Here is a 25,513-nt window from a genome sequence, read left to right as displayed (position 1 = left end):
GGTGGGATGTGCACATGCTTCTCCCCGGGGATGTCCTCGCCCGGTGCGAATGATGAGGTGGAAGGGTGCAACCTCCTGTCCCTCCGGCCCCCGTTCCGTTCGACCCCGCGCCCGGCCGCCCGGTCCCCGCACCGAGCCGCGTGCCCGTCCCCCGGGTGCCCCGGCTGCTGCCCGCGGAGCGTCGCGCCGCACTGGAGGAGGGGCTGACCGCCGAGCTCCTGACGGTGGTCACCGGCGCCCGGCGCCGGGCCCTGCGTGACGGTGACCGTCAGATCGACACCGCCCACCTCCTGCACTCCCTCGTCGAGACCGACCCCGAGGTCGCCGCCGTCTTCGAGGACGGCCACCAGCTCGCCCGCGTCCTCGGCTATCTCGTCCAGCGCTCCATCGGATACGGGCTGCGCTGGCAGCGATCCGTCGAGGACACCGGCTCCGCCCTCCCCGTCGTCCGGGGCGCCGAGAACGCCGTCTCCGGCTGGTCACCCGCCGCCGCCGTCGCCCTCTCCGGCGCCTTCGAGCGGGCCGCACCGCGCGGCGACCGGCGCGTCCGCGGCCTCGACCTCCTCGCCGAGCTCGCCGCCGATCCGGAGAACCGGGCCGCCGAGGTGCTGCGGCGCGCGGGGGTCGACCGGCTCGTCCTGGCCGCCCGGATCGAGGAGTCGTCTCAACAGGTGTAACGGGGGTTACGCACCTGTCCGCGTCCTGTCATGATGGCCCGATGCACGCGTCTCAGGGGAGAAGCGCCGGCCTGGGACTCGCCCTGGGCTCGGCCTTCGCATTCGGTGGTTCAGGAGTGGCGGCCAAGCCGCTCATCGAGGCGGGACTCGACCCGCTTCATGTGGTGTGGCTCCGGGTGGCCGGCGCCGCCCTCGTCATGCTGCCCGTGGCCTGGCGCCACCGCGACCTGGTGCGGCGCAAGCCGGCCCTGCTCGCGGGCTTCGGTCTGCTCGCCGTCGCCGGCGTCCAGGCCTGCTACTTCGCCGCCATATCCCGGATCCCCGTCGGCGTCGCCCTGCTCATCGAGTACCTCGCCCCGGCTCTCGTCCTCGGCTGGGTCCGTTTCGTCCAGCGGCGTCCGGTGACCCGCGCCGCCGCCGTGGGGGTCGTCCTCGCCGTCGGGGGTCTCGCCTGCGTCGTCCAGGTCTGGTCCGGGCTCGAGCTGGACCTGCTCGGACTGCTGCTCGCGCTCGCCGCCGCCTGCTGCCAGGTCGGTTACTTCGTCCTCTCCGACCAGGGCAGCGGCGAGGCCGAGCCCGCCGACCCGCTCGGCGTCATCGCGTACGGACTGCTCGTCGGCGCGCTCCTGCTCACCGTCGTCGCCCGCCCGTGGGGCATGGACTGGGCGGTCCTCGGCGGCAGCGCCGACCTGAACGGCACCGCGGCACCGGCCTGGCTGCTGCTCGGCTGGATCGTGCTGATCGCCACCGTCCTCGCGTACGTCACCGGCGTCGTCTCGGTGCGCAGGCTCTCCCCGCAGGTCGCCGGGGTCGTGGCCTGCCTGGAGGCGGTCATCGCGACCGTGCTCGCCTGGGTGCTGCTCGGTGAGCACCTCGCGGCGCCGCAGATCATCGGTGGTGCGGTCGTCCTCGTTGGCGCCTTCATCGCGCAGTCCTCGACGCCGAAGGCGGCGCCGGAAGAGCCCGTGGCCGGGTCCAAGGAGCCGGCGGCCGAGGGTTCCGGCGACGCCGGGCAGACCGAGCCAGCGGCCGGGCGGGCCACCCAGTAGGGTGCCGATCATGCACGCGACCGTTCTTCCGCCTCCCGCCGCCTAGCGCGGGCGGCACCTTCCGCTGACGAAGACCGGGCTCGGGCGGGCCGTCACAGGCCCCCGAGCGGTTCGTCGCTGCCCGCCCGCGGAGCCGAGCGACCACCCCCATCCCTGTCTTCACACGGAGAACGCACGTGTCGAACACCGCTGCCTCCGCCCTGTCCACCGGGCGGAGCCTCACCTATCTGATCGTCGCCGGAATCGCCTGGGGCACCGCCGGGGCCGCCGCCTCGCTGGTGTTCCGAGCCAGCGACATGGGCCCCCTGGCCCTCTCCTTCTGGCGCTGCGTCGGCGGGCTCATCCTGCTCCTGGGCGCGCTCGCGCTGCGGCGCGGACCCCGGGCCGCAGCGCAGGCCGAACCGCGCGGGCGACGGCTCGTCCGCGTCCTCGGCACGGGGATCGGCCTGACCGTCTTCCAGAGCGCCTACTTCGCCGCGGTCGAGGCCACCGGCCTCGCCGTCGGCACCGTCGTCACCCTCGGCGCCGGGCCGGTGCTCATCGCGGTCGGCGCCCGCGTCCTGATGGGCGAGCGGATCGGCGCCGGGGGCGGCGCGGCCGTCGCCGGGGCGCTCGCCGGACTCGGCGTCCTCGTCCTCGGGGGCGGCGCCGCCGAGGTCCGGCCGCTCGGCGTCGTCCTCGCCCTCGTGTCCGCGGCCGGCTACGCGGCGATCACCCTGCTCACCCGGTGGCTCGGCCGCGACGGCGGTGCCACCGACGCGCTGTCGACGACCACCTGGGCCTTCGCGATCGGGGCGGTCGGCCTGCTGCCGATGGCCGCCCTGGAAGGCCTCGTCCCGCACACCGACGCCCCGGCGCAGGTACTCGCCCTGCTCGCGTACGTGGCGGCCGTGCCGACCGCCCTCGCCTACGCCCTGTACTTCGCCGGGGCGGCCGTCGTCCGGGCCGCGACCGTCTCCGTGATCATGCTCCTGGAGCCGGTCAGCGCGGCGGTCGTCGCGGTCACGCTGCTCGGCGAGCACCTCACCGCCGCGACCGTCGGCGGCACCCTGCTGCTGCTCACCGCCGTCACCGGCCTCGCCTTCGCGGAGGCCCGCACGGCGGCGGGAAGGCGGCGGACGGAGGCCGTGGCGGTCACCTCGTAGGCGCAGGCCCGGTGCCGCGGCGGCGGGTCTGGTGGGACCTCGCCGCCGCGTCGCCCGGTCCGTCGCGTTCCGCGAGGCGGGCAGCGACGCGGTCCTGGACGTCCTGGGGTTTGTTGCCCGCGTACTTGAACTTCGCCCGGACGTCGGTGACCTCCAGGCGGAGGACCCGGATGCCCGGGAGCATGCGGCCGAACGGGGCCTCGGCGGGCCGGACCTCGGCGGTGCCGCCCTCCGGCTGGAAGTGGGCGACCTGGCGGTCGAGCAGGACCGCCTTCTCCACCGGGTCGTCGACGATGTGGGCGGTGCAGCGGAGCTGGACCGCCGCGTAGTAGGAGGTCGGCGTGCCGTGCGCGCTGGGGGAGCCGTCCGGCGCGGTCCAGTGCCCCGGGACGTAGACGTAGTCGTCCACGACGCTGAGCAGCACCGTCGGGTTGCGCTCCAGGTCGCGCCAGAGCGGGTTCGGGCGGGCGAGGTGGGCGATCGCCTGTCCGTACGGGCCGGGGCCGGGCTCGTAGCGGAAGTGCATCGGCTGCACCCACGGCGGCTCGCCCGGCGAGCCGTTGACGGCGAGCTGGCCGAAGTCGTGGGCGGCGAGCCAGCCGCGCCACTCTCCCTCGTCGTGGGCGGCGTCCCAGGGATGGATCAGCATGCGGGGGTCCGTCCTCAGAGGGTGGCGAGATAGCCGGGCAGCGCGATGGCCGGGTCCAGGCCGGCGGCCGGGACGGGGGTCCCGTAGGCCCGCCGTACCGGGACCACGCCGGACCAGTGGGGCAGCGCCAGGTCCTCGGGCTCGTCGTCGGGGCCGCCGGCGCGGACCTTCGCCGAGACCTCGTTCAGGTCGAGACGGAGGACGGCGGTGGCGGCGATCTCCTTGGCGTTGCCGGGGCGCGAGTCGTACGAGCGGCCCGGGACGACGTGGTCGACGAGCGCGTCGAGGGCCGTGCGCAGCTCGTCCGGGTCGGTGACCTGGTGGGCGGTGCCGAGCACCACGACCGAGCGGTAGTTGATCGAGTGGTGGAAGGCGGACTTGGCGAGCACCAGGCCGTCCACGTGGGTCACCGTGAGGCAGACCGGCAGCCCGGGCGCGTCCTCGCCCCTGCCCGCCGTCCGCAGCGGTCGGGAGCCGGTCGAGCCGTGCACGTAGAGGCGCTCGCCGACCCGTCCGTAGAGGGTGGGCAGGACGACGGGGGCCCCGTCGCGGACGAAGCCGAGGTGGCAGAGGCAGGTCTCGTCGAGTATCGAGTGCACCAGCTCGCGGTCGTACGAGGCGCGCTCGCGGGAGCGGGTCGGGACGGTCCGCTCGGTGGGCTCGTAGGACCGCGCCACCGGAGCCGGGTCCGTCGTGCCCCCGCCGTCCCTCGCGTCCGGCGTCTGCGTCGTGGCCACCGCGTCGGTCATTGTGCACCCCATTGCACTAGTGCATACTTGGTTTTGTGCTAGGAGAGTATCGGATCGAAGGTCGTCGCGCATCGGAGATCGCCGCCAGCGTGGAGCGGGGGGTGGGCTCCGGGCAGCTCGCGCCCGGTCAACTACTGCCACCCATGAGGGAGTTGGCGGGGACGCTCGGAGTGAATCCGAACACCGTCGCCGCCGCCTACCGCACCCTGCGGGAGCGCGGGGTGATCGAGACCGACGGGCGGCGCGGCAGTCGCGTCCGGCCCGCGCCCGCCACGACCGCTCGCGGATCCCTCCGCGTGGAGGCCCCCGAAGGCGTGCGGGACGTGAGCAACGGCAGCCCGGACCCCGTGCTGCTGCCGGCGCTCGACGGCGTCCTCGCCGCGGTCGCGGGAGAGTACGCGGCACGCACCCCTTTGTACGGGGAGGCCCCCGTCGACGAGGAGTTCGCGCGGCTCGCGCGGGCCGCGTTCGATGCGGGCGGAGTGCCTGCGGGGCCGGTGGGGGTCGCGTCCGGCTCCCTCGACGCCGTCGAGCGGGTGCTCGCCGCGCACCTCAGGCCGGGCGACGCCGTGGCCGTCGAGGACCCCGGCTGGGGCAGTCTCCTCGACCTCGTGCCGGCGCTGGGGCTGCGGCCCGTGCCGGTCGCCGTCGACGACGAGGGGCCGCTCCCGGACGCCGTCGCGCGTGCTCTGCGCGGTGGAGCGCGGGCCGTGATCGTCACCGACCGGGCGCAGAATCCGACCGGGGCGTGCGTCTCCGAGGCGCGCGCCGCCGCACTGCGCGCGGTGCTCGCCGCACATCCGGACGTGCTGCTCGTCGAGGACGATCACGGGCACGGGATCGTCACGCAGCCGCTGCGACCGCTCGCCACGGGGCGGGGACGGTGGGTGTTCGTGCGGTCGGTGGCCAAGGCGTGGGGGCCCGATCTGCGGATCGCCGCGTTCACCGGCGACGCCGAGACCGTCGACCGGGTGCTGGGGCGGCAGCGGCTCGGGCCCGGGTGGGTCAGCCGGCTGCTGCAGCGGGCCGTGGTCCATCTGTGGCGTACGGGAGCCGTCGACCCCGAGGTGGTCGCGGCGGCGTACGGAGCGCGGCGCGACGGTCTGGTCCGGGCGCTCGCCCGGCGCGGGGTCGAGGCGCACGGGGTCAGCGGGATGAACGTGTGGGTGCCGGTCGCCGACGAGACCGGGGCCGTGGCGCGGCTGCTCGGGCGCGGGTGGGCGGTCGCTCCCGGTGCCCGCTTCCGGATGGAGGCCGGGCCGGCGATCCGTCTGACCGTGTCCGGGCTCGCCGTCGGGGACCTCGAGCCGCTCGCCGACGCGGTGGCCCTCGCCGCGGGGCCGGCGCCCGCCCGCAGCTACGGCTGAGGGTGGGCCCCGGCCCGCGGGTCACGCCGGACCCGTGGGGCGGCGGTGCCCGCCGCCGCCGTGCGCGGGGGCTGCCGGCGGCTGGACGTGCGGGTCTGGGTGAGGGCCGCACCGGCCAGGACGACCAGGGCGCCGACCGGGGTGTTCCAGCTGAGGTGCTCGCCCAGCAGGGCGACGCCGGCGGCCGTGGCGATGACCGGGATGAAGTACGTGACCATCGACGCCGTCGTCGGGCCGACCTCGGCCACCACTCCGTACTGGAGCAGCATCGCCCAGCCCGTGCCCAGTGCCCCGAGGGCGATGACGGAGAGGAGGGGCAGGACCTCGACGGTGGCCGGCCAGGTCGTGAAGACGGGGGTCACCAGGGCCAGCTGCAGGGTGCCCAGGCCGACCTGGGCCGTCGCGAGGGAGAGGTTCGATGAGCCCGTGCCGGACAGGGTGCGGCGGACGTAGATCCAGCCGACCGCGTAGCTGGCCGAGGCGAGCAGGGCGAGGGCCGTGCCCGTGACGTCCAGGCCCGAGAAGCCCTGCCAGGCGCCGAGCACGGTGAGGACGCCGACGAAGCCGATGCCCAGGCCCGCCGCGCGCACGCGGGTCGGCCGGTCCTCGGACAGCGCGACGAGCGAGAGGGCCATGCCCCACAGCGGGGTCGTGGCGTTGCAGATGCCCGCGAGCGTCGAGGGGATGGTCAGCTCGGCGTACGAGAAGAGGGAGAACGGCAGGGCGTTGAGGAGGAAGGCCGCCACCGCCAGGCGGCCCCAGGTGCGGGCGCCGCGCGGGAGACGGTCGCGCTTCGCGATCAGGGCGACGAGCAGGACCGCCGTACCGAACAGGAGGCGGCCGAAGGTCACCTGGAAGGGGGCGAAGCCCTCCGTGCCGACCTTGATGAAGAGGAAGCTGCAACCCCAGATCAGGGCGAGGGCGCCGAAGCGGACGCGCCAGTCGACTCCGGAACGGGGGGAAGGGGCGGTGGGGCTGCTCATGGAGTCCAGACTCGTCGAGGTCATGGTGTAGTACAAGCGAGAATTCGTGGAGGCGATGTCTTAGTATCGCTTACATGTTGAACCTGGAGCGCCTGCGGACACTCGACGCCGTCGCACGGCACGGCTCGGTGAGCGGGGCCGCCGAAGGACTGCACGTCACCACGTCGGCGGTCTCGCAGCAGTTGTCCAAGCTGGAGCGCGAGATCGGCCAGCAGCTGCTGGCCAAGAACGGGCGAGGGGTGCGGCTCACCGACGCCGGGCTGCTGCTCGCCGAGCACGCGGCGCGGATCCTCTCCCAGGTGGAGCTCGCCCAGGCGGACATCGAGGCGCAGCGCGGGCAGGTCGTGGGAGAGGTGCGCATCGCCGCCTTCCCCACGGCGGTGAGAGGCCTCTTCCCGGCGGCGATCCGTGCCCTGCGCGCCGCTCATCCCGAACTGCGCGTGCACACCGCCGAATTGGAGCCCGACTTCGGAGTGCGCGAGGTGTTGCGCGGTGACAGCGATCTCGCCGTCGTGCTGGACTGGAACAACAAGCGGGCTCCCGTCCCGGCCGGCCTGGAGCGGGCCCACCTGCTCGACGACTCCGCCGACGTCGCGCTGCCGGCCGACCATCCGCTGGCCGGGAGCGCGGTGGTGGAGCTGGAGGACTTCGCCGAGGAGGAGTGGGTCTCCTGGCCCGCGGGCGAGTTCTGTCACGACTGGCTGATGTTCACGCTCCGCTCCAAGGGCATAGAGCCGCGGATCGCCCATGTCGCCGGTGACCACCACACCCAGCTGGCCCTCGTCGCCGCCGGGCTCGGCATCTGCGTCGCGCCCCGGCTCGGGCGGCCGGCGACCATGGACGGGGTCTCCTTCGTGCCCGTACGGCAGCCGATGCAGCGGCACATCTACGCGACCTGGCGTACGGACGCCGGGCGCCGGCCGTCCATCCGCGCGGTCGTCGAGGCCCTGCGGGCGGCCGGGGCGCCGGCCGCGAGCAGGACGGCGCCGGGTGACTGACGCTCGGTGAACACCCGGCCGCGGCGGTTCGGCGGTCCGTGCCGACCGCGCGCGTCTCGCACCGGGGACCGACAGCGGACGGGGGTGGTGATCTCCGGTGTCCTGTCCCGTTCCGCGAAGTGCCGCTAGAGCGCCGCCAGCTTGCGGAAGTCCCAGGACGCGAGGGCGTCCGGGGTCAGGCGCATCCAGGCGTGCCGGCCGTCGTGCGGCATCGCGTCCAGGCCGAAGTTCTTCGCGGCGAAGAGGCGTTCCGGCGCTTCGAGTTCCGGGCAGGGCTCGCCGGTGCGGGGGGCCTCGCCCACGAACTCCACGGTGCCCGAGAGCTCGACCCCGCGCAGCTCCCCGTACTCCTCGCCGTCGTCGATCACGACGGCGATCCGCGGCCGGGCGCGCAGCTCGGCCCAGCGGCGACTGCGGGTGAGGGAGTAGAGCCAGAGCGAGCTGCCGTCCCAGGCGAACCAGAGCGCACTGACGTGCGGGCGCCCGTCGGCCGACACGGTCGCGACCCGGCAGGTGCGCTGTTCGGTGAGGAAGGAGTCGAGCTCGGCCGGAGTCATCATGATCCGGCGTCCACGGCGCTGTGCGACGGTCATCGTCCGCACCCTTCTGGATTTCTGACGAGGTGTCAGAAATCATGGGGGCTGCGCCGCCGGGGTGCAAGCGGGGCGACCACGAGGAGGACACCGTGAGGCAGTCGGAACGGCTCAGGGAACAGCTCGTCCCGGACGGCGCCGTGCTTCTCACGGTGGAGTGCCAGGAGGGCGTCGTCGGACACGAGAGCGCCTTGCCCGAACTCGGCGCCGCCGCACGGGAGTCGGGCGCCCTGCAGAACGTCGCCCGGCTCGTCGACGCGGCCCACGGGGCCGGCGTGCAGGTCATGCACGCCGTCGCCGAGCGGCGCCCCGACGGGCGCGGCGCCAACCGCAACGCCCGCCTGTTCCGCGCCGCGGCGCGGCTTCCGGTGCAGCAGCACAGCGGGAGCGGCGCCGTGCGGATCGCCGCACCCATCGCGGTGGCCGAGCAGGACCTCGTGGTGCGGCGCCTGCACGGTCTCTCGCCGATCGCCGGCACCGACGTCGACGCCCTGTTGCGGAACCTGGGCTGCCGCACGCTGGTCGTCACGGGGGTCTCCGCCAACGTGGCCGTCCCCAACGCGGTCTTCGACGCCGTCAACCTCGGCTACACGGTCGTGGTGCCCGGTGACGCCATCGCGGGGGTCCCGGCCGACTACACCCCCGCCATGATCCGCAACACGCTCGCGCTGGTCGCCACCGTCGCGAGCACCGACGACGTGCTCGACTGCTGGACGGCGTCCCGGCCGGTCAGCCGAGCCTGATCGCCTGTCCGGTCACCTCGATCGGCGTCGGCTCCAGCGGCTCCTTGGCGGGGCCCTGCTTCACGCTGCCGTCCGAGAAGTCGAAGTGGCTCTGGTGGCAGGGACACACGATGACCCCGTCCGCCACTCTGCTCACGCTGCAGCCCTGGTGGGTGCAGCGCGCGGAGAACGCCTTGAACTCGCCCGCCTTCGGCTGGGTGATCACCAGGCCCTTGTCGGCCAGCACCTTGCCGCCGCCCACCGGGATGTCGCCGGTCATCGCGAGCGGCGCGTTCTCCCCGACGGTGCCCTCGGCTCCGTTCGTACCGCCCGTGCCGTCCGTACCGCCCGTGCCGCCGTCCTCGCTGCCGCCGCAGGCGGCGAGGGCCGCCGTCAGCCCCGCTCCGCCCGCCGCCGCGACGACCGTCCTGCGCGCCACACCACTCATACCCGCTCCCCTTGCCCTCACCGTCGTCACGATCTCTGCGCGCCATGGTGGCGCATGGACCCGCTTCCCGTCACGAAAAGGCGGGTCGGTGCATCCGGCGGAGCCGCCGGGGGGGAACCATCGGACGGAGGCGACACCTCACGCACACGAAAGGGGGCCGAGCCGCCATGCCCCTGCCCGGACCCACGCCCGAGCCCCACCACGCGCCCGACGCCCTTCACTGCCTGGTCACCGGTGCGGGCGGCTACATCGGAGGACGTCTGGTCCCCGAGCTCCTGGACGCCGGACACCGCGTGCGCTGCCTCGCCCGCACCCCGGCCCACCTGAAGGACCACCCGTGGGCCGACCGCGTCGAGATCGTCCGGGGCGACGTCACCGACGCGGCGAGCCTGCGGCCCGCCCTCGAGGGCATCGACGTCGCCTACTACCTCGTCCACTCCATGAGGTCCGGTGGCAACTTCGAACAGACCGACCGGGACGGCGCCCGCACCTTCGCCGAGGAGGCCGCCCGCGCCCATCTGCGGCGCATCGTCTACCTCGGCGGCCTCACACCCCGCGACGTGCCCGAGGACCGGCTCTCCCGCCATCTGCGCTCCCGCGCCGAGGTCGGCCGGATCTTCCTGGAGTCCGGCGTGCCCACCACCGTGCTGCGCGCCGCCGTCGTCATCGGATCCGGCTCGGCGTCCTTCGAGATGCTGCGCTACCTGACCGAACGACTGCCCGTCATGGTGACCCCGAGCTGGGTGGGGACCCGCGTCCAGCCGATCGCCGTACGCGACGTGCTGCGCTGTCTGGTCGGCAGCGCCCGGATGCCGCCGGAGGTGAACCGCACCTTCGACATCGGCGGGCCGGACGTCCTCACGTACCGGGAGATGATGATCCGGTACGCGGCCGTCGCCCGGCTCCCGCGGCGGCTCATCGTGCCGGTCCCGATGCTCACCCCGCGCCTGTCGAGCCAATGGATCGGGCTCGTCACCCCCGTGCCCCCGCATCTCGCCCGCCCGCTCGCCGAATCCCTGCGGTACGAGGTGGTGTGCGCCGAGCACGACATCAGCCGGTACGTACCGGAACCGCCGGGCGGCCCCCTGCCCTTCGACCGGGCCCTGACGCTCGCCCTCCAGCGGGTGCGCGACGCCCAGGTCACCACCCGCTGGTCCTCCGCCTCGCTCCCCGGCGCCCCCAGCGACCCGCTGCCCACCGACCCGGACTGGGCCGGCGGCAGTCTCTACACCGACGAGCGCGCCCGCCTGGTCGACGCGGGGGAGGAGGAGTTGTGGCGGGTCATCGAGGGCACCGGCGGCGAGAACGGCTGGTACTCCTTCCCGCTGGCCTGGGCGGTGCGCGGCTGGCTCGACCGGCTCGTCGGCGGCGTCGGCCTGCGCCGGGGCCGCCGGGACGCGCAGCACCTGCGGGTCGGTGACGCACTCGACTTCTGGCGGGTCGAGGAGATCGAACGCGGCCGACTGCTCCGGCTCCGCGCCGAGATGCGGCTGCCCGGCCTCGCCTGGCTGGAGCTGCGCGCCGAACGCGACGAGGCCGGCCGCACCCGCTACCGCCAGCGCGCGCTCTTCCATCCGCGCGGTCTCCTCGGGCAGGTGTACTGGTGGAGCGTCGCGCCGTTCCACGCGATCGTCTTCGGCGGCATGGCGAGGAACATCGCGCGCACGGCGGAGAAGGCCGCCCGGCGATGAGGGCGGGACGGCACCCGGCCGCGGAGGGGCGTCCGGTGGTCCGCGTGAAGCGGGTGCATCCGGGGGGTGCCGAGGGCGGGAAGACCACCGCCGGCGATCCCTACCCAGGAGTGGTGCCATGAACGTCTCCGTCGTCCTGTTCACCTCGGACCTCCGTGTGCACGACCATCCACCGCTGCGGGCCGCCACCGCGGGCGGGCGCGAGGTCGTCCCGCTGTTCGTCCGCGACCCCGCCGTGGACCGGGCCGGATTCGCCGCCCCCAACCGGCTCGCCTTCCTCGCCGACTGCCTCGCCGACCTGGACCGCGCCCTGGACGAGCGCGGCGGCCGGCTCGTCGTCCGTACCGGCGACACCACCGCCGAGGTCCTCGCGGTGGTCCGGGAAACCGGGGCCGACGAAGTGCACACGGCGGCCGGTTGCTCGGCCTTCGCCCGCGCGCGGGAGGACCGCCTGCGGCGCGCCCTGGAGGCGGACGGCTGCCGGCTCTTCGTCCACGACGCGGTGATCACTGCCGTACCGCCCGGTGACCTCACCCCCCAAGGCTCCGACCACTTCGCCGTCTTCACCCCCTACTTCCGGCGCTGGAACGCCGCACGGCTCCGCACGCCGCTCGCCGCCCCGCGCACCGTCAAGGTGCCGCTCGCGGTGCGGGGCGCCGGACTCCCCGACCGGTCCGCCGTCGCGGGGGTGTCCGAGGGCCTCGCGCCCGGCGGGGAGGGCGAGGGCCGCAAGCGGCTCTCCGCCTGGCTGTCCCGGCACGCCGACGCCTACGCCGAGCGCCACGACGATCTCGCGGGCGACGCCACCTCACGGCTCTCCCCGTACCTGCACTTCGGCGCCGTCTCGGCCGCCGAGGCCGTGCACCGGGCGCGGGCACGCGGCGGCACCGGGGCCGAGGCCTTCGTCCGGCAGCTGTGCTGGCGGGACTTCCACCACCAGGTGCTGGCCGCGAGGCCCGAGACCGCGAGCGAGGACTACCGCTCGCGGCACGACCGCTGGCGCAGCGGCCCGGACGCGGAGGCGGACCTGCGCGCCTGGCGGGAGGGGCGCACCGGCTACCCGCTGGTCGACGCGGCGATGCGGCAACTCGCCCACGAGGGCTGGACGCACAACCGGGGGCGGCTGATCGCCGCGTCGTTCCTCACCAAGACGCTCTATCTGGACTGGCGGGAGGGCGCCCGCCACTACCTCGACCTCCTGGTGGACGGCGACGTGGCGAACAACCAGCTCAACTGGCAGTGGGTGGCCGGCACGGGGACGGACACGCGGCCCAACCGGGTGCTCAACCCCGTCCTGCAGGCACGGCGCCACGACCCCGACGGCACCTACGTGCGCCGCTGGGTGCCGGAGCTCGCCGGGCTGACGGTGCCGGAGGTGCACGAACCGTGGCGGCTCGACGGACTCGACCGGGCGGCAGTCGACTACCCCGACCCCGTGATCGGGCTCGCCGACGGTCTGGCGCGGTTCCGGGCGGCGCGGGACGACTCGGGGACGTAGCGGCCGCTCATTCGACGCACGACCGATGCGAGTGGACCACCGGGTCCGGCGGGCCGAGGCTGAGGGCAGGACGTCGGAAGCGCGAGGCGCTTCCGGACCGTCGTCCCGCCGGAGAAGGAGCCGTCATGACTGCCACCGCCGAGGAGCGCGGAACGGGCCGCGATCCGTTCCGACCGGCGCCCGAGCCCGACCACGGTCACGAACCGGCTCCCGATGCCCGGGAACTCTCGGACGCGGAGGTCGGGCTCGGTATCGCCCGGGGCGACGAACGGTGCCTCGCCGAGGCGCACCGCCGCTGGGCACGCCTGGTGCACACGCTGGCCGCGCGTGCCCTGGGCGACCCCCGGGAGGCCGAGGACGTCGCCCAGCAGGTCTTCGTCGCCGCGTGGCGGGGGCGGGCCGGCTTCCGCCCCGAGCGGGGCACCGTGCCGGGCTGGCTCGTCGGCATCACCCGTCGCAAGACCGTCGACGCGCTGGCGGCACGCACCCGCCGACGCGAACTCGTCGCGGAGGCCGCGGCGGCCACGGAGGTCGGCCCCCGTGCTCGGGACGAGGCCGAGCGCGGGCCGGAGCGCGTCCTCGACCGGATCGTGGTCGCCGGGGAACTCGCCCGGCTCCCGCGCGTCCAGCGTGACGTGCTGGCCCTGGCCTACTTCGGTGACCTGACCCAGACCGAGATCGCCGACCGCACCGGCCTCCCCCTCGGCACCGTCAAGAGCCACGCACGCCGAGGACTGCAGAGCCTGCGCCGCAACCTGACCGCGGCGGCCGTCACCCCCGGGTGAGGCGCGGGTGGGCCGTTACCCGTCGGCCGCGTCGGCTTCCCCGTACCGCCGGGAGAGCAGGGCCGGCGCTTCGCCCAGGTCGGGCCGCCGGCGGGGCGGGCCGTCCTCGTGGGCGGCCGGGCCGCGGCCCTACCGCCGGTCCCGGGAGCGCAGGGTGGTCGGCGCGGCGTCCGGGTGCCCGTGCCACCGCATCCGGGGGCTTGCGAGGCTCCGCGTCGGGCATGCCTCGGCCGTGCGACGCACAAGCGACGCGAACCGTGCACCGACCGTCGCACGCCGCGCGCGCCCACGCAGCCGTGAACAGGGGCCGAGGGCCGCGCCGGATTCGTCCCGGCTCCACGGTGTCCGCTCAGCCGAGAACGGGGAGGCCGCCCCGCTCAGTGCGCCGTCCGGTCCCGTACCGTCGTCGTCCACGCGGGCTGCTGCCCTTCGGCCGACTCCGCGCCGGTGTCGGCGCGCCGTCCGCCGCGGGCGAAGAAGTCGGCCAGCGGGAGGATGGCGGCGCCGATGGTGACGGCTTCCGGGCCCAGGGTGCCGAGGCCGATGGTGACCCGGGCGGCCGGGTAGCGCAGCGCGTACTCCCGCGCGTGGCCCCGGACCGTGTCGAGGAAGCGGTTGCCGAGCTGGAGGCCGGCCCAGCCGCCGACCAGGATCCGTTCGGGCTGGAAGAGGTTGATCAGGTCGGCGAAGCCGGCGCCGAGGTATTCGGCGGTCTCCTCCAGGACGGCCAGCGCCGTGGTGTCGGGGGCGACGAGCGAGCCCTCGGCCGGGTAGGCGGCGGCGAGCATCGCGGTGAGGGCGGTCTCCTCGTCGGTGCCCGCCGGGGGACGGCCGCCGGCCTCCTGCCATCGTTCGAGGAGCGCCTCGGCGCCCGCGTACGCCTCCAGACAGCCCCGGGAGCCGCAGCGGCAGCGGCGGCCCCGTACCCGGACGGTCAGGTGGCCCCATTCGAGGGCCCGGCCGGGCCCGAGCGGGTCGGTGGCGACGCAGGCGCCGACCCCCGAGCCGAAGAGCACGAAGACGGCGCTGTGGGCGCCGCGTCCGGCGCCGAACCACAGCTCGGCCTGGCCGAGGGTGCGGGCGCCGTTGTCGATGCGGTAGGGGACGGCCGCGGGCAGGTCGACGGCCTCGCGCAGCATCCGCTCCAGGGGCACCGCGTCCCAGCCGATGGTCTGGCCGTGCACGACGGCACCGTCGGCCCCCGTGCCGTGCGTGACGATGCCGGGGACGCCCACGCCGACGCCGAGGAGCCGGTCCGCGGGCATGTTCGCGGTGCGCAGCACCTCGGCGATGCCCTCGCGGATGTGCCCGACGACGAGCCCGACCTCGTAGCGGTCGTGGCGCTCCCGGCTGTCGACCGCCAACGGGCGTTCGGTGCGGGCGAGTTCGGTGAGGGTGAGGTCGAAGAGCTCGATCCTGACCCGCGTCTCGCCGACGTCCACGCCGATCATGCAGCCGCTGGTCGGGGTGATGCGCAGCAGCGTGCGGGGCCGGCCGCCCGCCGAGTCGACGCTGCCGGCCTCCTCGACGAGGCCCTCGGCCACCAGTTCGGCGACGACGTTGCTCACCGAGCCGGAGCTCAGACCGGTCGCCGGGCCGAGCGCGAGGCGGCTCGTCGGGCCGTCGAAGTACAGGCGTTGCAGCACCGCGGTGCGGTTCTCCCGCCGCAGGTCGCGCACCGTGCGGCCACTCGTCGCTCGCACCGTACCCCCAGTTCGTCGGCGTCAGATGTGCAACATACACCCGGCGCCAAGCCCGCCGTCCCTTCCCTCGCAGTTTAGCTCGCGTCCTGAAATAAGCCGCGTCCGCGAGGGGGCGGAGCAGCCGTGGCTCCACCGGAGCCGTGGCCCGCGGCGGCGCCGCCGCGGGTGCCGCCGCCGTCCCCCGACGGGCGTGTCCTACCCCCGGCGCGCCCCCGCCGGCGATCTGGCCGGACCCAGCCAGCGCGCCAGCTCCACGGTGAGCTCGGCGGGGTCCGGCTCCGTGTCGCCGGCCGCCCAGGCCAGGTAGCCGTCCGGGCGGCACAGCACCGCGCGCCAGCCGAGGGCCGCGCCGTCCGCGTCGGCCCGGGCGACCCGCACCGTACGGAGCCGGTCCGGCGGCCAGCCGTCGAGGAGCTCGCCGGGCACGGTCGTGACGTCCTCGGCGAGCAACAGCAGGGGAGTGGCGTCCTCCAGGAGTTCGGCCGTGCTGCGCGGGCCTCGCGGAGTCAGGAAGGTGTGGTTGGGCAGGAAGGTCCCGGTCAGCGGGTCGGCGCCCGGCCGGGGATGGCGGATGCCCTGTCCGCTGATCTCGTCCGCGGTCGCCGCGCGGGCCTCGGGCACCTCCATGAGGCGCCCGAAGTAGGCGCGCAGCGGCTCCTGTTGGGGCCGCGGGTCCATGAGGGCCGCCTGGGCTCGGGTGTTGGCGACGACGGTGCGGGCCACCGCGCGCCGCTCGTCGGTGTAGGTGTCCAGGAGCTCGGCGGGCGCGTCGCCGCGGGCCACCAGACCCAGCTTCCAGCCCAGGTTGAAGGCGTCCTGGAGGCCGGTGTTGAGGCCCTGGCCGCCGAGCGGCGCGTGCACGTGCGCCGCGTCGCCGGCCAGCAGGACCCGGCCGTGACCGGGTGAGCGGTAGCGGTCCGCCACGCGGGTGAAGTCGCTGAAACGGGAGGCGTACACGAGGTCCCGCATCGGCAGTTCGCGGCCCAGGACCCGGGCGGCGGTGGTGCTCAGCTCCTCCAGGGTCACCGGCCGGCTCCGGTCGGGGAAGGGGCGGGTGAAGTCGTGGGTCAGGACCCGGCTGTAGCCGCGCGGGTTGACGTTGATCAGGGTCGAACCCTCCGGACCGCGGGCCCAGCCGCCGGGGGCGTCGGCCGGGTCGATCAGCTCGACCAGGCCGATGACACCGCTGAAGGACGGCTCGGTCGTGGTGACCGGGAAGCCCGCCCGTTCCCGCACCGTGCTGCGCGCTCCGTCGCAGCCCACGACCCAGTCGGCCGTCAGGGTGCGAGCGGTGCCGTCGGTGCCGACGACCTCGACCTCCACCAGGTCGGCGCGCTCGGTCAGCCGCCGGACGCCCAGCCCCCGGCGCACCTCGGCGCCCAGCGTGCGGGCCCTGACCTCGAAGGCCTGCTCCAGGGAGGACTGCGGCCGGTTGAAGATCGGCGGCCCCTCGGCCGTGGGGCTGGTGATCGTCAGGAGCGGCAGTCCGGCGAAGTGGAAGCCGGTGCGCTGTCGGAGGTCGAGGCGGCCCGGTACGGGCAGCCGCAGGACGCCCCGGCGCAGCAGGGACTGCACGCTGCGGGCGTGCAGGGTGCCGGCGCGCGGGGTGTCCCGTATCCGCTCGTGCTGTTCGAGCACGAGCACGTCGACGTTCTGCAGCGCCAGCTCGCCGGCGAGCAGCAGCCCCACGGGGCCGCCGCCGACGACGAGGACGGTGGTGTGTTCGGGGAACATGGCGGGCCTTCCCGGTCCTCGCGGGTTACGCGTCGAAGCTGGCGAACCAGCCCGCGGCCATGTCCTTGTCCCCGTGGCCCTGGGCGGCGGCGCGCTGGAAGCGGCGGTGACCGGCCTCGGTGGCGTCGAGCCGGACACCGACGCGCTCGGCGGCCTCCAGGACGAGGCGGGCGTCCTTCTCGGAGTTGTCGACGGAGAACTGCGGCGTCCAGTCCCGGTCCAGGATCGCGGCGGACTTGCCCTGGAAGAAGCCGCTGTCCATGGGCCCGCCGGTGACGACGTCCACGAACTGCCGCGGGTCGACGCCGAGCCGGTCGGCGAGGGAGAGGGCCTCGCCCACGCCGTGGGTGAGGGCGCCCACCCAGGTGTTCAGGACCAGCTTGAGCCGGCTGGCCGCGCCGCTCGTGCCGTCCTCGCCGACCCAGACCGTGCGCGCGCCGATGGTGTCGAACAGCGGCTGGACGGTGGGGCGGACGCTTTCCGGGGCGGCGGCCAGGACCACGAGCCTGCCCAGCTCGGCGGGCTGCCGCGAGCCCTGGACGGGGGCGTCGACGAAGACCAGGCCGGCCCCGTCGGCGAAGGCGGCGAGCTCGTCCACGGCCTCGCCGACGGTGCTGACCTGCACCCAGACGGTGCCGGGCGCCAGCTTCGGCGCGGCGGCCCGGACGGCCTCCAGGACGCGGGGGCCGTCGTTGAGGACGGTCAGCACCACGTCGGCGCCGTCGACGGCCTCGGCCGGGGTGTCGGCGACCGTGACGCCGTCGGCGACGAGGGCGTCGGCCTTGGCCCGGGTGCGGTTCCAGGCGCGGACCGTTAAGCCGCTCCTGGCGAGGTTGCGGGCGACGGGGGCGCCGATGATGCCGGTGCCGAGGACTGCGATGACCGGCTGTGCGGAGGTCATGTCCGTACTCCTAAAAGGGGGTTCGGGGGTACGCGCCGCTCGCGCCGAACGCACGAGTGGTTCGAAAATATTCGTACCGGGCTACCTTAGGCAGGCCGCGACCGGGCCCACAACGCGTCCCGGCCGTCTCTGTCACCTGTCCGACTCCGAGAGGTCCCGCGATGCCCGTCGAGTTGTTCCACCCCCCGCTGGACACCGTCGAACTCGACGCCGTGTACGCGGCGTTGGCCGATCGGCACCGGCGCGGCGTGGTGGTCCGGCTGGCCCGCACCCCGGACGCCGAGGTCGCCTGCACCGCGCTGGACGTGCCGGGCGCGAAGTCCACCCGTTCGTACCACTGGAAGGTGCTCCGCGAGGCCGGGCTCATCGTTCAGCGCAGTACCGGCACGGGCATGCTGCTGAGGCTGCGACCGGACTTCGAGCGCCGCTTCCCCGGTCTCCTCGGCAATCTGCTGACCCTGGAGCCCGGTCACGGGGCGCCGGCCTCCTGACGGGGGACCGCCCGCGCGACGACCTCGTCCGCCCCGGGCGTGGGGTGCGAGCGCGCCCGCCGGAGCAGGAGTCCCGAGAGTGCCGCCGTGCCCAGGCCCGCCACCGCGAGCAGCGCCCCGGACCACACGGGAGCCGTGTAACCCAGCCCCGCCCCGATGACGCTGCCGCCCACCCACGGGCCGATCGTGTTGCCGAGGTTGAAGGCCGAGGTGTTGGTCGTGGTGGCGAGCGTCGGGGCGTCGCCGGCCTCGCGCATCACCTGTGCCTGGAGTGCGGGGTTGATGGAGAAGGCGGCCAGACCGAAGGCCAGGACCGCGATCACGGTGGCCGCCCGGTGGTGTGCGGTGACCGTCAGGACCGCCAGCACCAGCGCCGTCGCCGCGATCCCCGCGTACAGGTTGGGCAGCAGATGGCGGTCGGCGAAGCGGCCGCCGACGAGGCTTCCCGCGAAGCAGCCGACGCCGAACAGGGTCAGCAGCAGCGGCACGGTCGTCTCGGAGAAGCCGCTGACGTCGGTGAGGAGCTTGGACAGGTAGCTGAAGCAGCAGAAGATCGCCGCCTGGGTGAGCATCGAGGTCGAAAGGGCCACCCACACCCGGGGGTTGCGGAACGCGGAGAGCTCCGCGCGCACCCCCGCGTACGGGCCGTTCGGCCCCCGCGGCACCAGGAGGAGGACGCCGAGCAGTGCGAGCACCGCCAGCGCGTCGACCGCCCAGAAGCTGGCGCGCCAGCCGGCGTGCTGGCTGAGGAACGTCCCCGCCGGGACACCGAACACGTTCGCCACGGTGAGTCCGGCGAACATGATCGCCAGCGCGCGGCCGCGCCGCTCGGGACCCGCGAGCTCGACGGCCACCACCGAGCCGATGCCGAAGAAGGCGCCCTGCGCGAGCGCGGCGACGCCCCGGCCGGCCATCAGCACGCCGTACCCCGGCGCGACGGCGCCCATGGTCTGCCCGAGGACGAACAGGAACAGCAGCCGGACCAGGGCCTTCTTGCGGTTGACGCGCAGGGTGGCGACGGTCAGCGCGGGGCCGCCGACCACCACGCCGAGCGCGTAACCGGAGATCAGCCAGCCCACGGCGGGCACGGAGACCGAGAGGTCGCGAGAGAGGTCGGGCAGCAGCCCGGAGATCATGAACTCGGTCGTCCCGATGCAGAAGACGCTCAGGCCGAGCACGTAGACGGCGAAGGGCATCGCCGCTCCTCCTTGGAATCCTTCGAGTGTGTCGGGTTCATGACCGGCTCATGTCCGGCTCGTGGCCGGAATTTTTTGAATCATCATTCCAAAATGAGGGTGAAAGGACGGCCGACGCGGGTGGGCGTCGGCCGGGGTGTCGGGAGGCTAGGGAGTGGCCCGGGGTGCGGGCGGCAGGATCTGGTCCACGAGGGCCGAGAGGGTCGCGCGGTCGCTGACCTTGCCGAGCACCCGCAGCCCGTACATCGAGTTGAGCAGGAAGACCGCGAGTGCCTGCGGCTCCTGGTCGCCCGCCATCGAGCCGTCGCGCTGCCCCTGCTCGATGCTGACACGCAGTGCCGTCTGCATCCGGGCGAAGGTGCCGCGGACGTGCTCGGTGATCTCCGGATCCTGTCCGGCCATCTCCATCGCCGTGTTCACCACGAGGCAGCCGCGGTGCTCGGGGGTGTCGGCGGTCTCCTCGTCGACGACGCTCAGCAGGACCGCGCGGATGCGTTCGCGGGCCGGTCCTTCGCCCTCTTCGAGCAGCGTCGTCAGGCGGCTGGTCCACTCGGTGTCGTAGCGCCGGAGTGCTGCCTCGAACAGCCCGCGCTTGCTGTTGAACGTGTTGTAGAGGCTGCCGCGACCCAGTCCTGTGCTTTCCACGAGGTCCTGGGCCGACGTGCCGGCGTACCCCTTGTCCCAGAACGTGGCCATTGCCGCGTCCAGTGCGTGGTTGAGGTCGAAGCCCCGGGGGCGAGGTGACATGTCGACAGGTTAGCAGTTCTGGAACGATTGTTAAAATTCGATGGACCGGCGTGACGGCCTGCTCGAAGGTGTGATTACCTCAAGTCGTCGACGCGGCACCGAGTGTCCCGGGACCTCTCCCGGGCATTCGTGTCGACCCATCCGGCGCGGGAGTCCGACCATCCCCCGTCGCCGGCGTGCCGCGAAGACCCGGTCCGCCCGTCGAACGACCCGGGCGGACGCGGGGGAGCGCCCTCTGACCAGGGCATCAACATCATTTCCATGGGGGATCACCTTGGCACCCGTTCAGTCCGTTGCGCCCATTTACGGCTTACGTCTGGAAAACGGGGCTTGCCTGCCGGGCCTGCTGGAGCAGCAGGCCACGGCGCGGCCCGAGGCCGTCGCGGTCGTGTCCGACGACCGCAGCCTCACCTACCGTCAGCTCGCCGAGTCCAGCGGCAGACTGGCGGTCCACCTCTACGGGCTCGGCGTGTCGGTCGACGACTGCGTCGGCCTCTACACCGAACCGTCGCTGGACCTGATGACCGGGGCCTGGGGAATCCTGTTCGCCGGGGCCGCGTACCTGCCGCTGTCCCCGGAGTACCCCGAGGACCGGCTCCGCTACATGATCGAGAACAGTCGCACCGGGGTGATCGTCACCCAGGAGCACCTGCGGGAGCGGCTGGCCGCCATCGCCCCGGCCGGCACCCGGATCGTCACGCTCGCGGACGTGCCGGAGGTCCCGCTCGACGGCGTTCCGCACTGCGGCGTCGGGGGAGCCGGTGCCGCCGGCCCCGTCGAGCCCGCGCGGATCCCGCAGCAGCGCGACCCCAGAGGGATGGGCCCCCGCCCGGACTCCCTCGCGTACGTCATCTACACCTCGGGCAGCACCGGCAAGCCCAAGGGCGTGATGATCGAGCACCGGAGCATTGTGTCCCAGCTGCGCTGGATGCACTCCTTCGGGCACCTCGGCAGCCACGTCACCGTCCTGCAGAAGACCCCGATGAGCTTCGACGCGGCGCAGTGGGAGATCCTCGCCCCCGCCGCGGGGGCCAAGGTCGTCGTGGGCGCGCCCGGCCTCTACCGCGACCCCGAGGCGATCGTCGCCACCATCGACCGGCACGAGGTCACCACCCTGCAGGGCGTCCCCACGCTGCTCCAGGCACTGGTGGACCTGGAGGAGTTCCGGTCCTGCACCACCCTGCGCCGGGTGTTCTCCGGCGGCGAGGCGCTCTCGCAGCGGCTCGCCCGCTCGCTGCTGACCGATCTGCCGTGGATCTCGCTGGTCAACCTGTACGGCCCCACCGAGACGACCATCAACGCCACCGCGTGCCTGGTCGACCCGGACGCGCTCGGCGACGGCGCGGGCTCGGTGCCGATCGGTGTCCCGGTCGACAACACGCCCTGCTTCATCCTCGACGAGGAGCTCCGGCCGGTCGACATCGGCACCACCGGTGAGCTCTACATCGGCGGCGTCCAGCTGGCCCGCGGGTACCTGCACCGCGAGGACCTGACGGCGGAACGATTCATCCCGTCGCCGTTCGTCCCGACCGAGCGGCTCTACAAGACCGGTGACCTCGCCTACTGGAACGAGGACGGCACCATCACCTGCGTCGGCCGCGCCGACAACCAGGTCAAGCTGCGCGGCTACCGCGTCGAGCTCGACGAGATCTCGCTGGCCATCGAGGAGCACGCCTGGGTCCGCCGCGCCGCGGCCGTCGTCACCGACGACCCGCGCACCGGCTTCCAGAACCTGGTGGCCTGCATCGAGCTCAACCCGCGCGAGGCGGCCCTGATGGATCAGGGCAACCACGGCGGCCACCACCAGTCCAAGGCCAGCAAGCTGCAGGTCAAGGCGCAGCTGTCCAACCCCGGCCTGCGCGACGCGGACGAACTGGCCGGCCGGCCGGTGCTCGGCCTGCCCGGCCGAGAGGCCTCCGAGCGGCAGCGCCGGGAGACCTTCGCCCGCAAGACCTACCGCTACTACGACGGCGGCGAGGTCGGCCGGGAGGACATCCGGCAGCTGCTCGCGCCGCCGCCGGTCTCGCGGCTGTCGCGCGGACTTGACGAACTGTCCCTCGCCCAGCTGGGAGAAATCCTCCGCTGGTTCGGGCAGTTCCGCAGCGAGGAGCGCCTCCTCCCGAAGTACTCCTACGCCTCGCCGGGCGCCCTGTACGCCACCCAGATGTACCTGGAGACCAGCGGCGTCGCCGGGATCGAGGCGGGCGTGTACTACCACCACCCGCTCGACCACACGCTGGTGCGGGTCGCCGGCACCGAGCTGACGGGCCCCGCCCTGAACGTGCACTTCGTCGGCAAGCGACGGGCCATCGAGCCGGTCTACGCCAACAACATCCTGGAGGTCCTGGAGTTCGAGACGGGCCACATGCTCGGCGTCTTCGAGGAGGTGCTGCCCGAGTACGGACTGACCATCCGCCCCGCCGGCTTCACCCCGGCCGTCAAGGACCGGCTCGACGTCGTCGACGAGGACCACTACCTCGGCACCTTCGAGATCCACCCGAACGACGGCGAACCCCGCCAGGACCCGACCGAGATCTACGTCCAGGCCCACCCGGGCCGGATCGCGGACCTGCCGGGCGGCCACTACCGCTACGTCGACGGCGAGCTCGAGCGCGTCTCCGACGCGCTGATCCAGCGCCGCCACGTCATCGCCATCAACCAGTCGGTCTACGACCGGGCCTCCTTCGGCATCACGGCGATCAGCCGCGCCGAGGAACCCTGGCTGGAGTACGTCGCGATGGGGGCCAAGCTGCACCACCTCCAGCGCAACGGGCTCGCGCTCGGCTTCATGTCCTCCGGATACAGCTCCAAGTCCGGCAACCCGCTGCCCGCCGCGCGGCGGATCGACGAGATCCTCGCGTCCATCGGCACCGGGACCGGCCCCTCGTACTTCTTCCTCGGCGGCCGGGTCACCCAGGAGCAGATCCTCAGCGAGGGCATGAACGAGGACGCCGTCCACACCAAGGGCCCGGCCGAGATCATCAAGGACGAGCTCGCCGGCTTCCTGCCCGACTACATGATCCCCAACCGCGTCCTGGTCATGAACGACCTGCCCCTGACCGCCAACGGCAAGGTCGACGCCAAGACCCTCGCCGGCAGCGAGCAGGTGCGGGCCGCGGGCAGCGGCGCCCCCTACGTCGCCCCGGCGACCGCCCACGAGCGGTGGCTCGCCGACGTCTGGGGGACGGCCCTCAAGTACGAGGACGTCTCGACCCAGGACGACTTCTTCGCGGCGGGCGGCAACTCGCTGATCGCCGTCGCCCTGGTCAACCGGATCAACCGCGAGTTCAACACCGAACTCCCGCTGCAGGTCGTCTTCGAGGCGCCGAAGCTCGGCGACCTGGCCGCCCGCATCGCCGACGGCTCGGGCGCGCCCGTCTCGCGCCTGGTCCGGCTGCACGACGACACCCCGAAGGGGGCCGAAGGCATCGCCGGCCCGGTGTTCTGCTGGCCCGGTCTCGGCGGCTACCCGATGAACCTGCGGCTGCTCGGCCGCGAGTCCGGCCTCGGCCGGCCGTTCTACGGGGTCCAGGCGCACGGCATCAACGAGGGCGAGGAGCCCTATCCGACCGTCCAGGAGATGGCCGCCGCCGACGTCGCCGAGATACGACGGATCCAGCCCGAGGGGCCTTACCTGCTGTGGGGCTACTCCTTCGGCGCCCGCGTCGCCTTCGAGGCGGCCTGGCAGCTGGAGCAGGCCGGCGAGAAGGTGGAGCAGCTGCTCCTGCTGTGCCCCGGCAACCCCGAGGTCCGGGCGGCCGAGGCCGAGCGCCACGGCCGGGAGGCCTCCTTCGCCAACCCCGCCTACGTCACCATCCTGTACTCGGTCTTCACCGGCTCCATCAGCGGCCCCGAGGTCGAGGACTGCCTGGCGGCCGCCCGGGACGAGGACAGCTTCGTCGCCTTCGTCCACGAGCGAATACCGGCACTCGACGCGCAGTTGATCCGCCGGATCACCCGCATCGTCGGCGAGACCTACGAATTCGAGTACAACTTCCGCGAGTTGAGCGAGCGCAAGCTGAACACCCCGGTCACCCTCTTCAAGGCGACCGGTGACGACTACGCGTTCATCGAGGGCAGTTCCGGCTACTCCGCCGCGCCCGTGACGGTCGTCGAGCTCGAGGGCGACCACTACAGCGTCCTCAAGGAGCGCGGCGTCGCCGAACTGGTGGCCGCCATCCGCGCCCGGCTCGGCGCATAACCCACTTCTTCCTGAGGACTTGGAGTCCCCATCGTGCCGCACGTGGACATTTCCTACTACGGCAGGGAATTCACCGACGAGCAGAAGGAACGGCTGGGCCGCGCCCTCGCCGACGTCGTCGTCGAGCACTTCTCGACCTACGACGGGGCCGTCTCGGTCTCCCTGCACCCCGTGGACCGGAAGGACTGGACCGAGCAGGTCCTCGAGCCCCGGATCACCGGCCGGCCGGACCTGCTGATCAAGGCGCCCGACTACCGGCCCGAGTGACCCCTCCGCACACCCCGACGGCCGCGCCCCGGCCGTACCCGCACCACGCGATCTTCTGAGAGGTACCCGCACATGACCGACTCCCTCGGCCCCCGACTCAAGGTCGGCGTCGTCGTCCCCTCCACCAACACCTCGGCCCAGCCCGAGCTGGAGGCCCTGCGGCCGCACCAGGTCACCAACCACATCGGCCGTATGGTCATCGGCGACGACTCGATGGTCGACGAGCCCGGCTTCGACCACGTGATGCACAGCATCCGAAACTCCACGCACCCGGCGATCAAGAGCGTCGTCAGCTGCAGTCCCGACACCGTGATCATCGGCGTCTCCCCGGAGAGCTACTGGGACGGCCCGGCCTCCCACGAGCGCGTCCTCGCCTCCATGCGAGAGGCCGCGGGCGGCCTGCCCGTCATCATGAGCCCCGACGCGATCAACGCCGCCCTCGGTGCCTACGAGGCCCGCAGGATCGCCGTCATCACCCCGTACCTCCCCGTGGGCGACGACTCCGTCAGCCGCTTCTTCAAGGACAGCGGCTACGACGTCGTCCGCATCCAGGGTCTCGGCATGCCCAGCCCGGCGAAGATCTCGCACGTCTCCGAGACCGAACTCCGCGACGTCATCAAGGAGATCGACGGACCGGACATCGAGGCGATCGTCCAGGTCGGCACCAACGTCGCGCTGTCGCGCGTGGCCGCGCTCGCCGAGTTCTGGATCGGCAAGCCCGTCATCTCCAACAACACCGTCCTGTACTGGCACGCCCTGCGCCAGAACGGCATCGAGGACCGCGTCCACGGCCACGGCTCGCTGCTCTCCGAGCACTGACCGACAGCCACCCTCCCGGCGGTGCGGCGCCCCGGCTCAAGGCGGTCGTCGCGGGCGCCCGGCTCGCCGGTGAGGGCCGGGACGAGATCCTGGTCGACGC

23 protein-coding genes are annotated in these 25,513 nt (G+C 73.6%); 13 read left to right on the top strand and 10 right to left on the bottom strand.

All coding sequences use genetic code 11. From position 1 onward, the window contains the following. The first annotated feature begins 164 nt into the window (after nt 1-164). The 3 genes from AB0M16_RS35220 (at nt 165) to AB0M16_RS35210 (ending at nt 2,871) form a co-directional block, all read left to right on the top strand. Nucleotides 165-677 carry a Clp protease N-terminal domain-containing protein gene (locus tag AB0M16_RS35220; RefSeq protein WP_365350467.1) on the top strand — a complete coding sequence of 171 codons (513 nt, stop codon included), beginning with the start codon at nt 165-167 and terminating at the stop codon, nt 675-677. 41 nt (nt 678-718) lie between these two features. Then, nucleotides 719-1,726 carry an EamA family transporter gene (locus AB0M16_RS35215; protein WP_365350427.1) on the top strand — a complete coding sequence of 336 codons (1,008 nt, stop codon included), beginning with the start codon at nt 719-721 and terminating at the stop codon, nt 1,724-1,726. A gap of 176 nt (nt 1,727-1,902) precedes the next feature. Continuing rightward, nucleotides 1,903-2,871, top strand: a complete 969-nt coding sequence (locus AB0M16_RS35210; protein ID WP_365350425.1) for a DMT family transporter — start codon at nt 1,903-1,905, stop codon at nt 2,869-2,871. Here AB0M16_RS35210 and AB0M16_RS35205 read toward each other — a convergent pair. Then, nucleotides 2,861-3,520, bottom strand: coding sequence for an FMN-binding negative transcriptional regulator (locus AB0M16_RS35205; RefSeq protein WP_365350422.1), 660 nt, complete (start codon nt 3,518-3,520; stop codon nt 2,861-2,863). The genes AB0M16_RS35210 and AB0M16_RS35205 overlap by 11 nt on opposite strands. A 14-nt stretch (nt 3,521-3,534) precedes the next feature. After that, the gene (locus tag AB0M16_RS35200) at nt 3,535-4,269 is read right to left on the bottom strand and encodes a pyridoxamine 5'-phosphate oxidase family protein (protein ID WP_365350420.1); all 735 of its coding nucleotides are present in this window, start codon (nt 4,267-4,269) and stop codon (nt 3,535-3,537) included. A gap of 35 nt (nt 4,270-4,304) precedes the next feature. On the opposite strand from AB0M16_RS35200, the gene AB0M16_RS35195 reads away from it, so the two are divergent. Further along, nucleotides 4,305-5,636 carry an aminotransferase class I/II-fold pyridoxal phosphate-dependent enzyme gene (locus tag AB0M16_RS35195; RefSeq protein WP_365350418.1) on the top strand — a complete coding sequence of 444 codons (1,332 nt, stop codon included), beginning with the start codon at nt 4,305-4,307 and terminating at the stop codon, nt 5,634-5,636. Here AB0M16_RS35195 and AB0M16_RS35190 read toward each other — a convergent pair. Continuing rightward, the gene (locus AB0M16_RS35190) at nt 5,627-6,619 is read right to left on the bottom strand and encodes a DMT family transporter (RefSeq protein WP_365350416.1); all 993 of its coding nucleotides are present in this window, start codon (nt 6,617-6,619) and stop codon (nt 5,627-5,629) included. The two genes, AB0M16_RS35195 and AB0M16_RS35190, sit on opposite strands and share 10 nt — an antisense overlap. Before the next feature lie 74 nt (nt 6,620-6,693). Here AB0M16_RS35190 and AB0M16_RS35185 point away from each other — a divergent pair, with 74 nt between their 5' ends. After that, nucleotides 6,694-7,617 carry a LysR family transcriptional regulator gene (locus tag AB0M16_RS35185; RefSeq protein WP_365350414.1) on the top strand — a complete coding sequence of 308 codons (924 nt, stop codon included), beginning with the start codon at nt 6,694-6,696 and terminating at the stop codon, nt 7,615-7,617. A gap of 125 nt (nt 7,618-7,742) precedes the next feature. Here AB0M16_RS35185 and AB0M16_RS35180 read toward each other — a convergent pair whose 3' ends face one another. Further along, nucleotides 7,743-8,210, bottom strand: coding sequence for a pyridoxamine 5'-phosphate oxidase family protein (locus AB0M16_RS35180; RefSeq protein WP_365350412.1), 468 nt, complete (start codon nt 8,208-8,210; stop codon nt 7,743-7,745). A 92-nt stretch (nt 8,211-8,302) separates the two neighbouring features. On the opposite strand from AB0M16_RS35180, the gene AB0M16_RS35175 reads away from it, so the two are divergent. Continuing rightward, nucleotides 8,303-8,953: a cysteine hydrolase gene (locus tag AB0M16_RS35175; protein ID WP_365350410.1), complete on the top strand. Its 651-nt coding sequence runs from the start codon at nt 8,303-8,305 to the stop codon at nt 8,951-8,953. Here the strand turns inward: AB0M16_RS35175 and AB0M16_RS35170 are convergent. After that, on the bottom strand, nt 8,940-9,380 hold the full coding sequence (locus AB0M16_RS35170; RefSeq protein ID WP_365350408.1) for a Rieske (2Fe-2S) protein: 441 nt from the start codon (nt 9,378-9,380) through the stop codon (nt 8,940-8,942). The genes AB0M16_RS35175 and AB0M16_RS35170 overlap by 14 nt on opposite strands. Before the next feature lie 167 nt (nt 9,381-9,547). Between AB0M16_RS35170 and AB0M16_RS35165 the strand changes: the two genes are divergently transcribed. The 3 genes from AB0M16_RS35165 (at nt 9,548) to AB0M16_RS35155 (ending at nt 13,354) form a co-directional block, all read left to right on the top strand. Continuing rightward, nucleotides 9,548-11,071 (top strand): SDR family oxidoreductase, encoded by a 1,524-nt coding sequence (locus AB0M16_RS35165; protein WP_365350406.1) that lies wholly within the window; start codon nt 9,548-9,550, stop codon nt 11,069-11,071. A gap of 118 nt (nt 11,072-11,189) precedes the next feature. Beyond that, entirely contained in the window at nt 11,190-12,569 is a 1,380-nt protein-coding gene (locus tag AB0M16_RS35160) for a deoxyribodipyrimidine photo-lyase (RefSeq protein ID WP_365350404.1), read from the top strand. Nucleotides 12,570-12,694: 125 nt separating this feature from the next. Further along, complete coding sequence (locus AB0M16_RS35155) at nt 12,695-13,354, top strand: sigma-70 family RNA polymerase sigma factor (protein ID WP_365350402.1); 660 nt, start codon at nt 12,695-12,697, stop codon at nt 13,352-13,354. A 377-nt stretch (nt 13,355-13,731) separates the two neighbouring features. Here the strand turns inward: AB0M16_RS35155 and AB0M16_RS35150 are convergent, their stop codons facing one another. The 3 genes from AB0M16_RS35150 to AB0M16_RS35140 all read right to left on the bottom strand — a co-directional run bounded on the left by AB0M16_RS35150 (nt 13,732) and on the right by AB0M16_RS35140 (nt 17,692). Next, nucleotides 13,732-15,057, bottom strand: a complete 1,326-nt coding sequence (locus AB0M16_RS35150) for an ROK family protein (RefSeq protein ID WP_365350400.1) — start codon at nt 15,055-15,057, stop codon at nt 13,732-13,734. Between the two features lie 195 nt (nt 15,058-15,252). After that, a complete protein-coding gene (locus tag AB0M16_RS35145; RefSeq protein WP_365350398.1) occupies nt 15,253-16,791 on the bottom strand; it encodes an FAD-dependent monooxygenase in 1,539 nt (512 codons plus the stop codon). Between the two features lie 25 nt (nt 16,792-16,816). Beyond that, nucleotides 16,817-17,692, bottom strand: a complete 876-nt coding sequence (locus AB0M16_RS35140) for an NAD(P)-dependent oxidoreductase (RefSeq protein ID WP_365350396.1) — start codon at nt 17,690-17,692, stop codon at nt 16,817-16,819. Nucleotides 17,693-17,853: 161 nt separating this feature from the next. On the opposite strand from AB0M16_RS35140, the gene AB0M16_RS35135 reads away from it, so the two are divergent. Beyond that, nucleotides 17,854-18,183 (top strand): helix-turn-helix transcriptional regulator, encoded by a 330-nt coding sequence (locus tag AB0M16_RS35135; protein WP_365350394.1) that lies wholly within the window; start codon nt 17,854-17,856, stop codon nt 18,181-18,183. Here the strand turns inward: AB0M16_RS35135 and AB0M16_RS35130 are convergent. Continuing rightward, a complete protein-coding gene (locus AB0M16_RS35130; protein ID WP_365350392.1) occupies nt 18,162-19,379 on the bottom strand; it encodes a Cmx/CmrA family chloramphenicol efflux MFS transporter in 1,218 nt (405 codons plus the stop codon). The genes AB0M16_RS35135 and AB0M16_RS35130 overlap by 22 nt on opposite strands. 147 nt (nt 19,380-19,526) lie before the next feature. Further along, complete coding sequence (locus AB0M16_RS35125; protein ID WP_365350390.1) at nt 19,527-20,126, bottom strand: TetR/AcrR family transcriptional regulator; 600 nt, start codon at nt 20,124-20,126, stop codon at nt 19,527-19,529. Nucleotides 20,127-20,427: 301 nt separating this feature from the next. On the opposite strand from AB0M16_RS35125, the gene AB0M16_RS35120 reads away from it, so the two are divergent. From AB0M16_RS35120 to AB0M16_RS35110, 3 genes are all read left to right on the top strand, one after another. Further along, entirely contained in the window at nt 20,428-24,327 is a 3,900-nt protein-coding gene (locus AB0M16_RS35120; protein WP_365350465.1) for an amino acid adenylation domain-containing protein, read from the top strand. 42 nt (nt 24,328-24,369) lie between these two features. Continuing rightward, nucleotides 24,370-24,594, top strand: a complete 225-nt coding sequence (locus AB0M16_RS35115; protein WP_365350388.1) for a tautomerase family protein — start codon at nt 24,370-24,372, stop codon at nt 24,592-24,594. Nucleotides 24,595-24,666: 72 nt separating this feature from the next. Further along, nucleotides 24,667-25,413, top strand: coding sequence for an arylmalonate decarboxylase (locus AB0M16_RS35110; protein WP_365350386.1), 747 nt, complete (start codon nt 24,667-24,669; stop codon nt 25,411-25,413). The last annotated feature ends 100 nt before the right edge of the window (nt 25,414-25,513 follow it).

Origin of the sequence: Streptomyces sp. NPDC051921 (assembly GCF_040680975.1) — a bacterium.
GTDB lineage: Bacteria > Actinomycetota > Actinomycetes > Streptomycetales > Streptomycetaceae > Streptomyces.
This window is presented reverse-complemented; position numbering and strand designations above follow the sequence as displayed.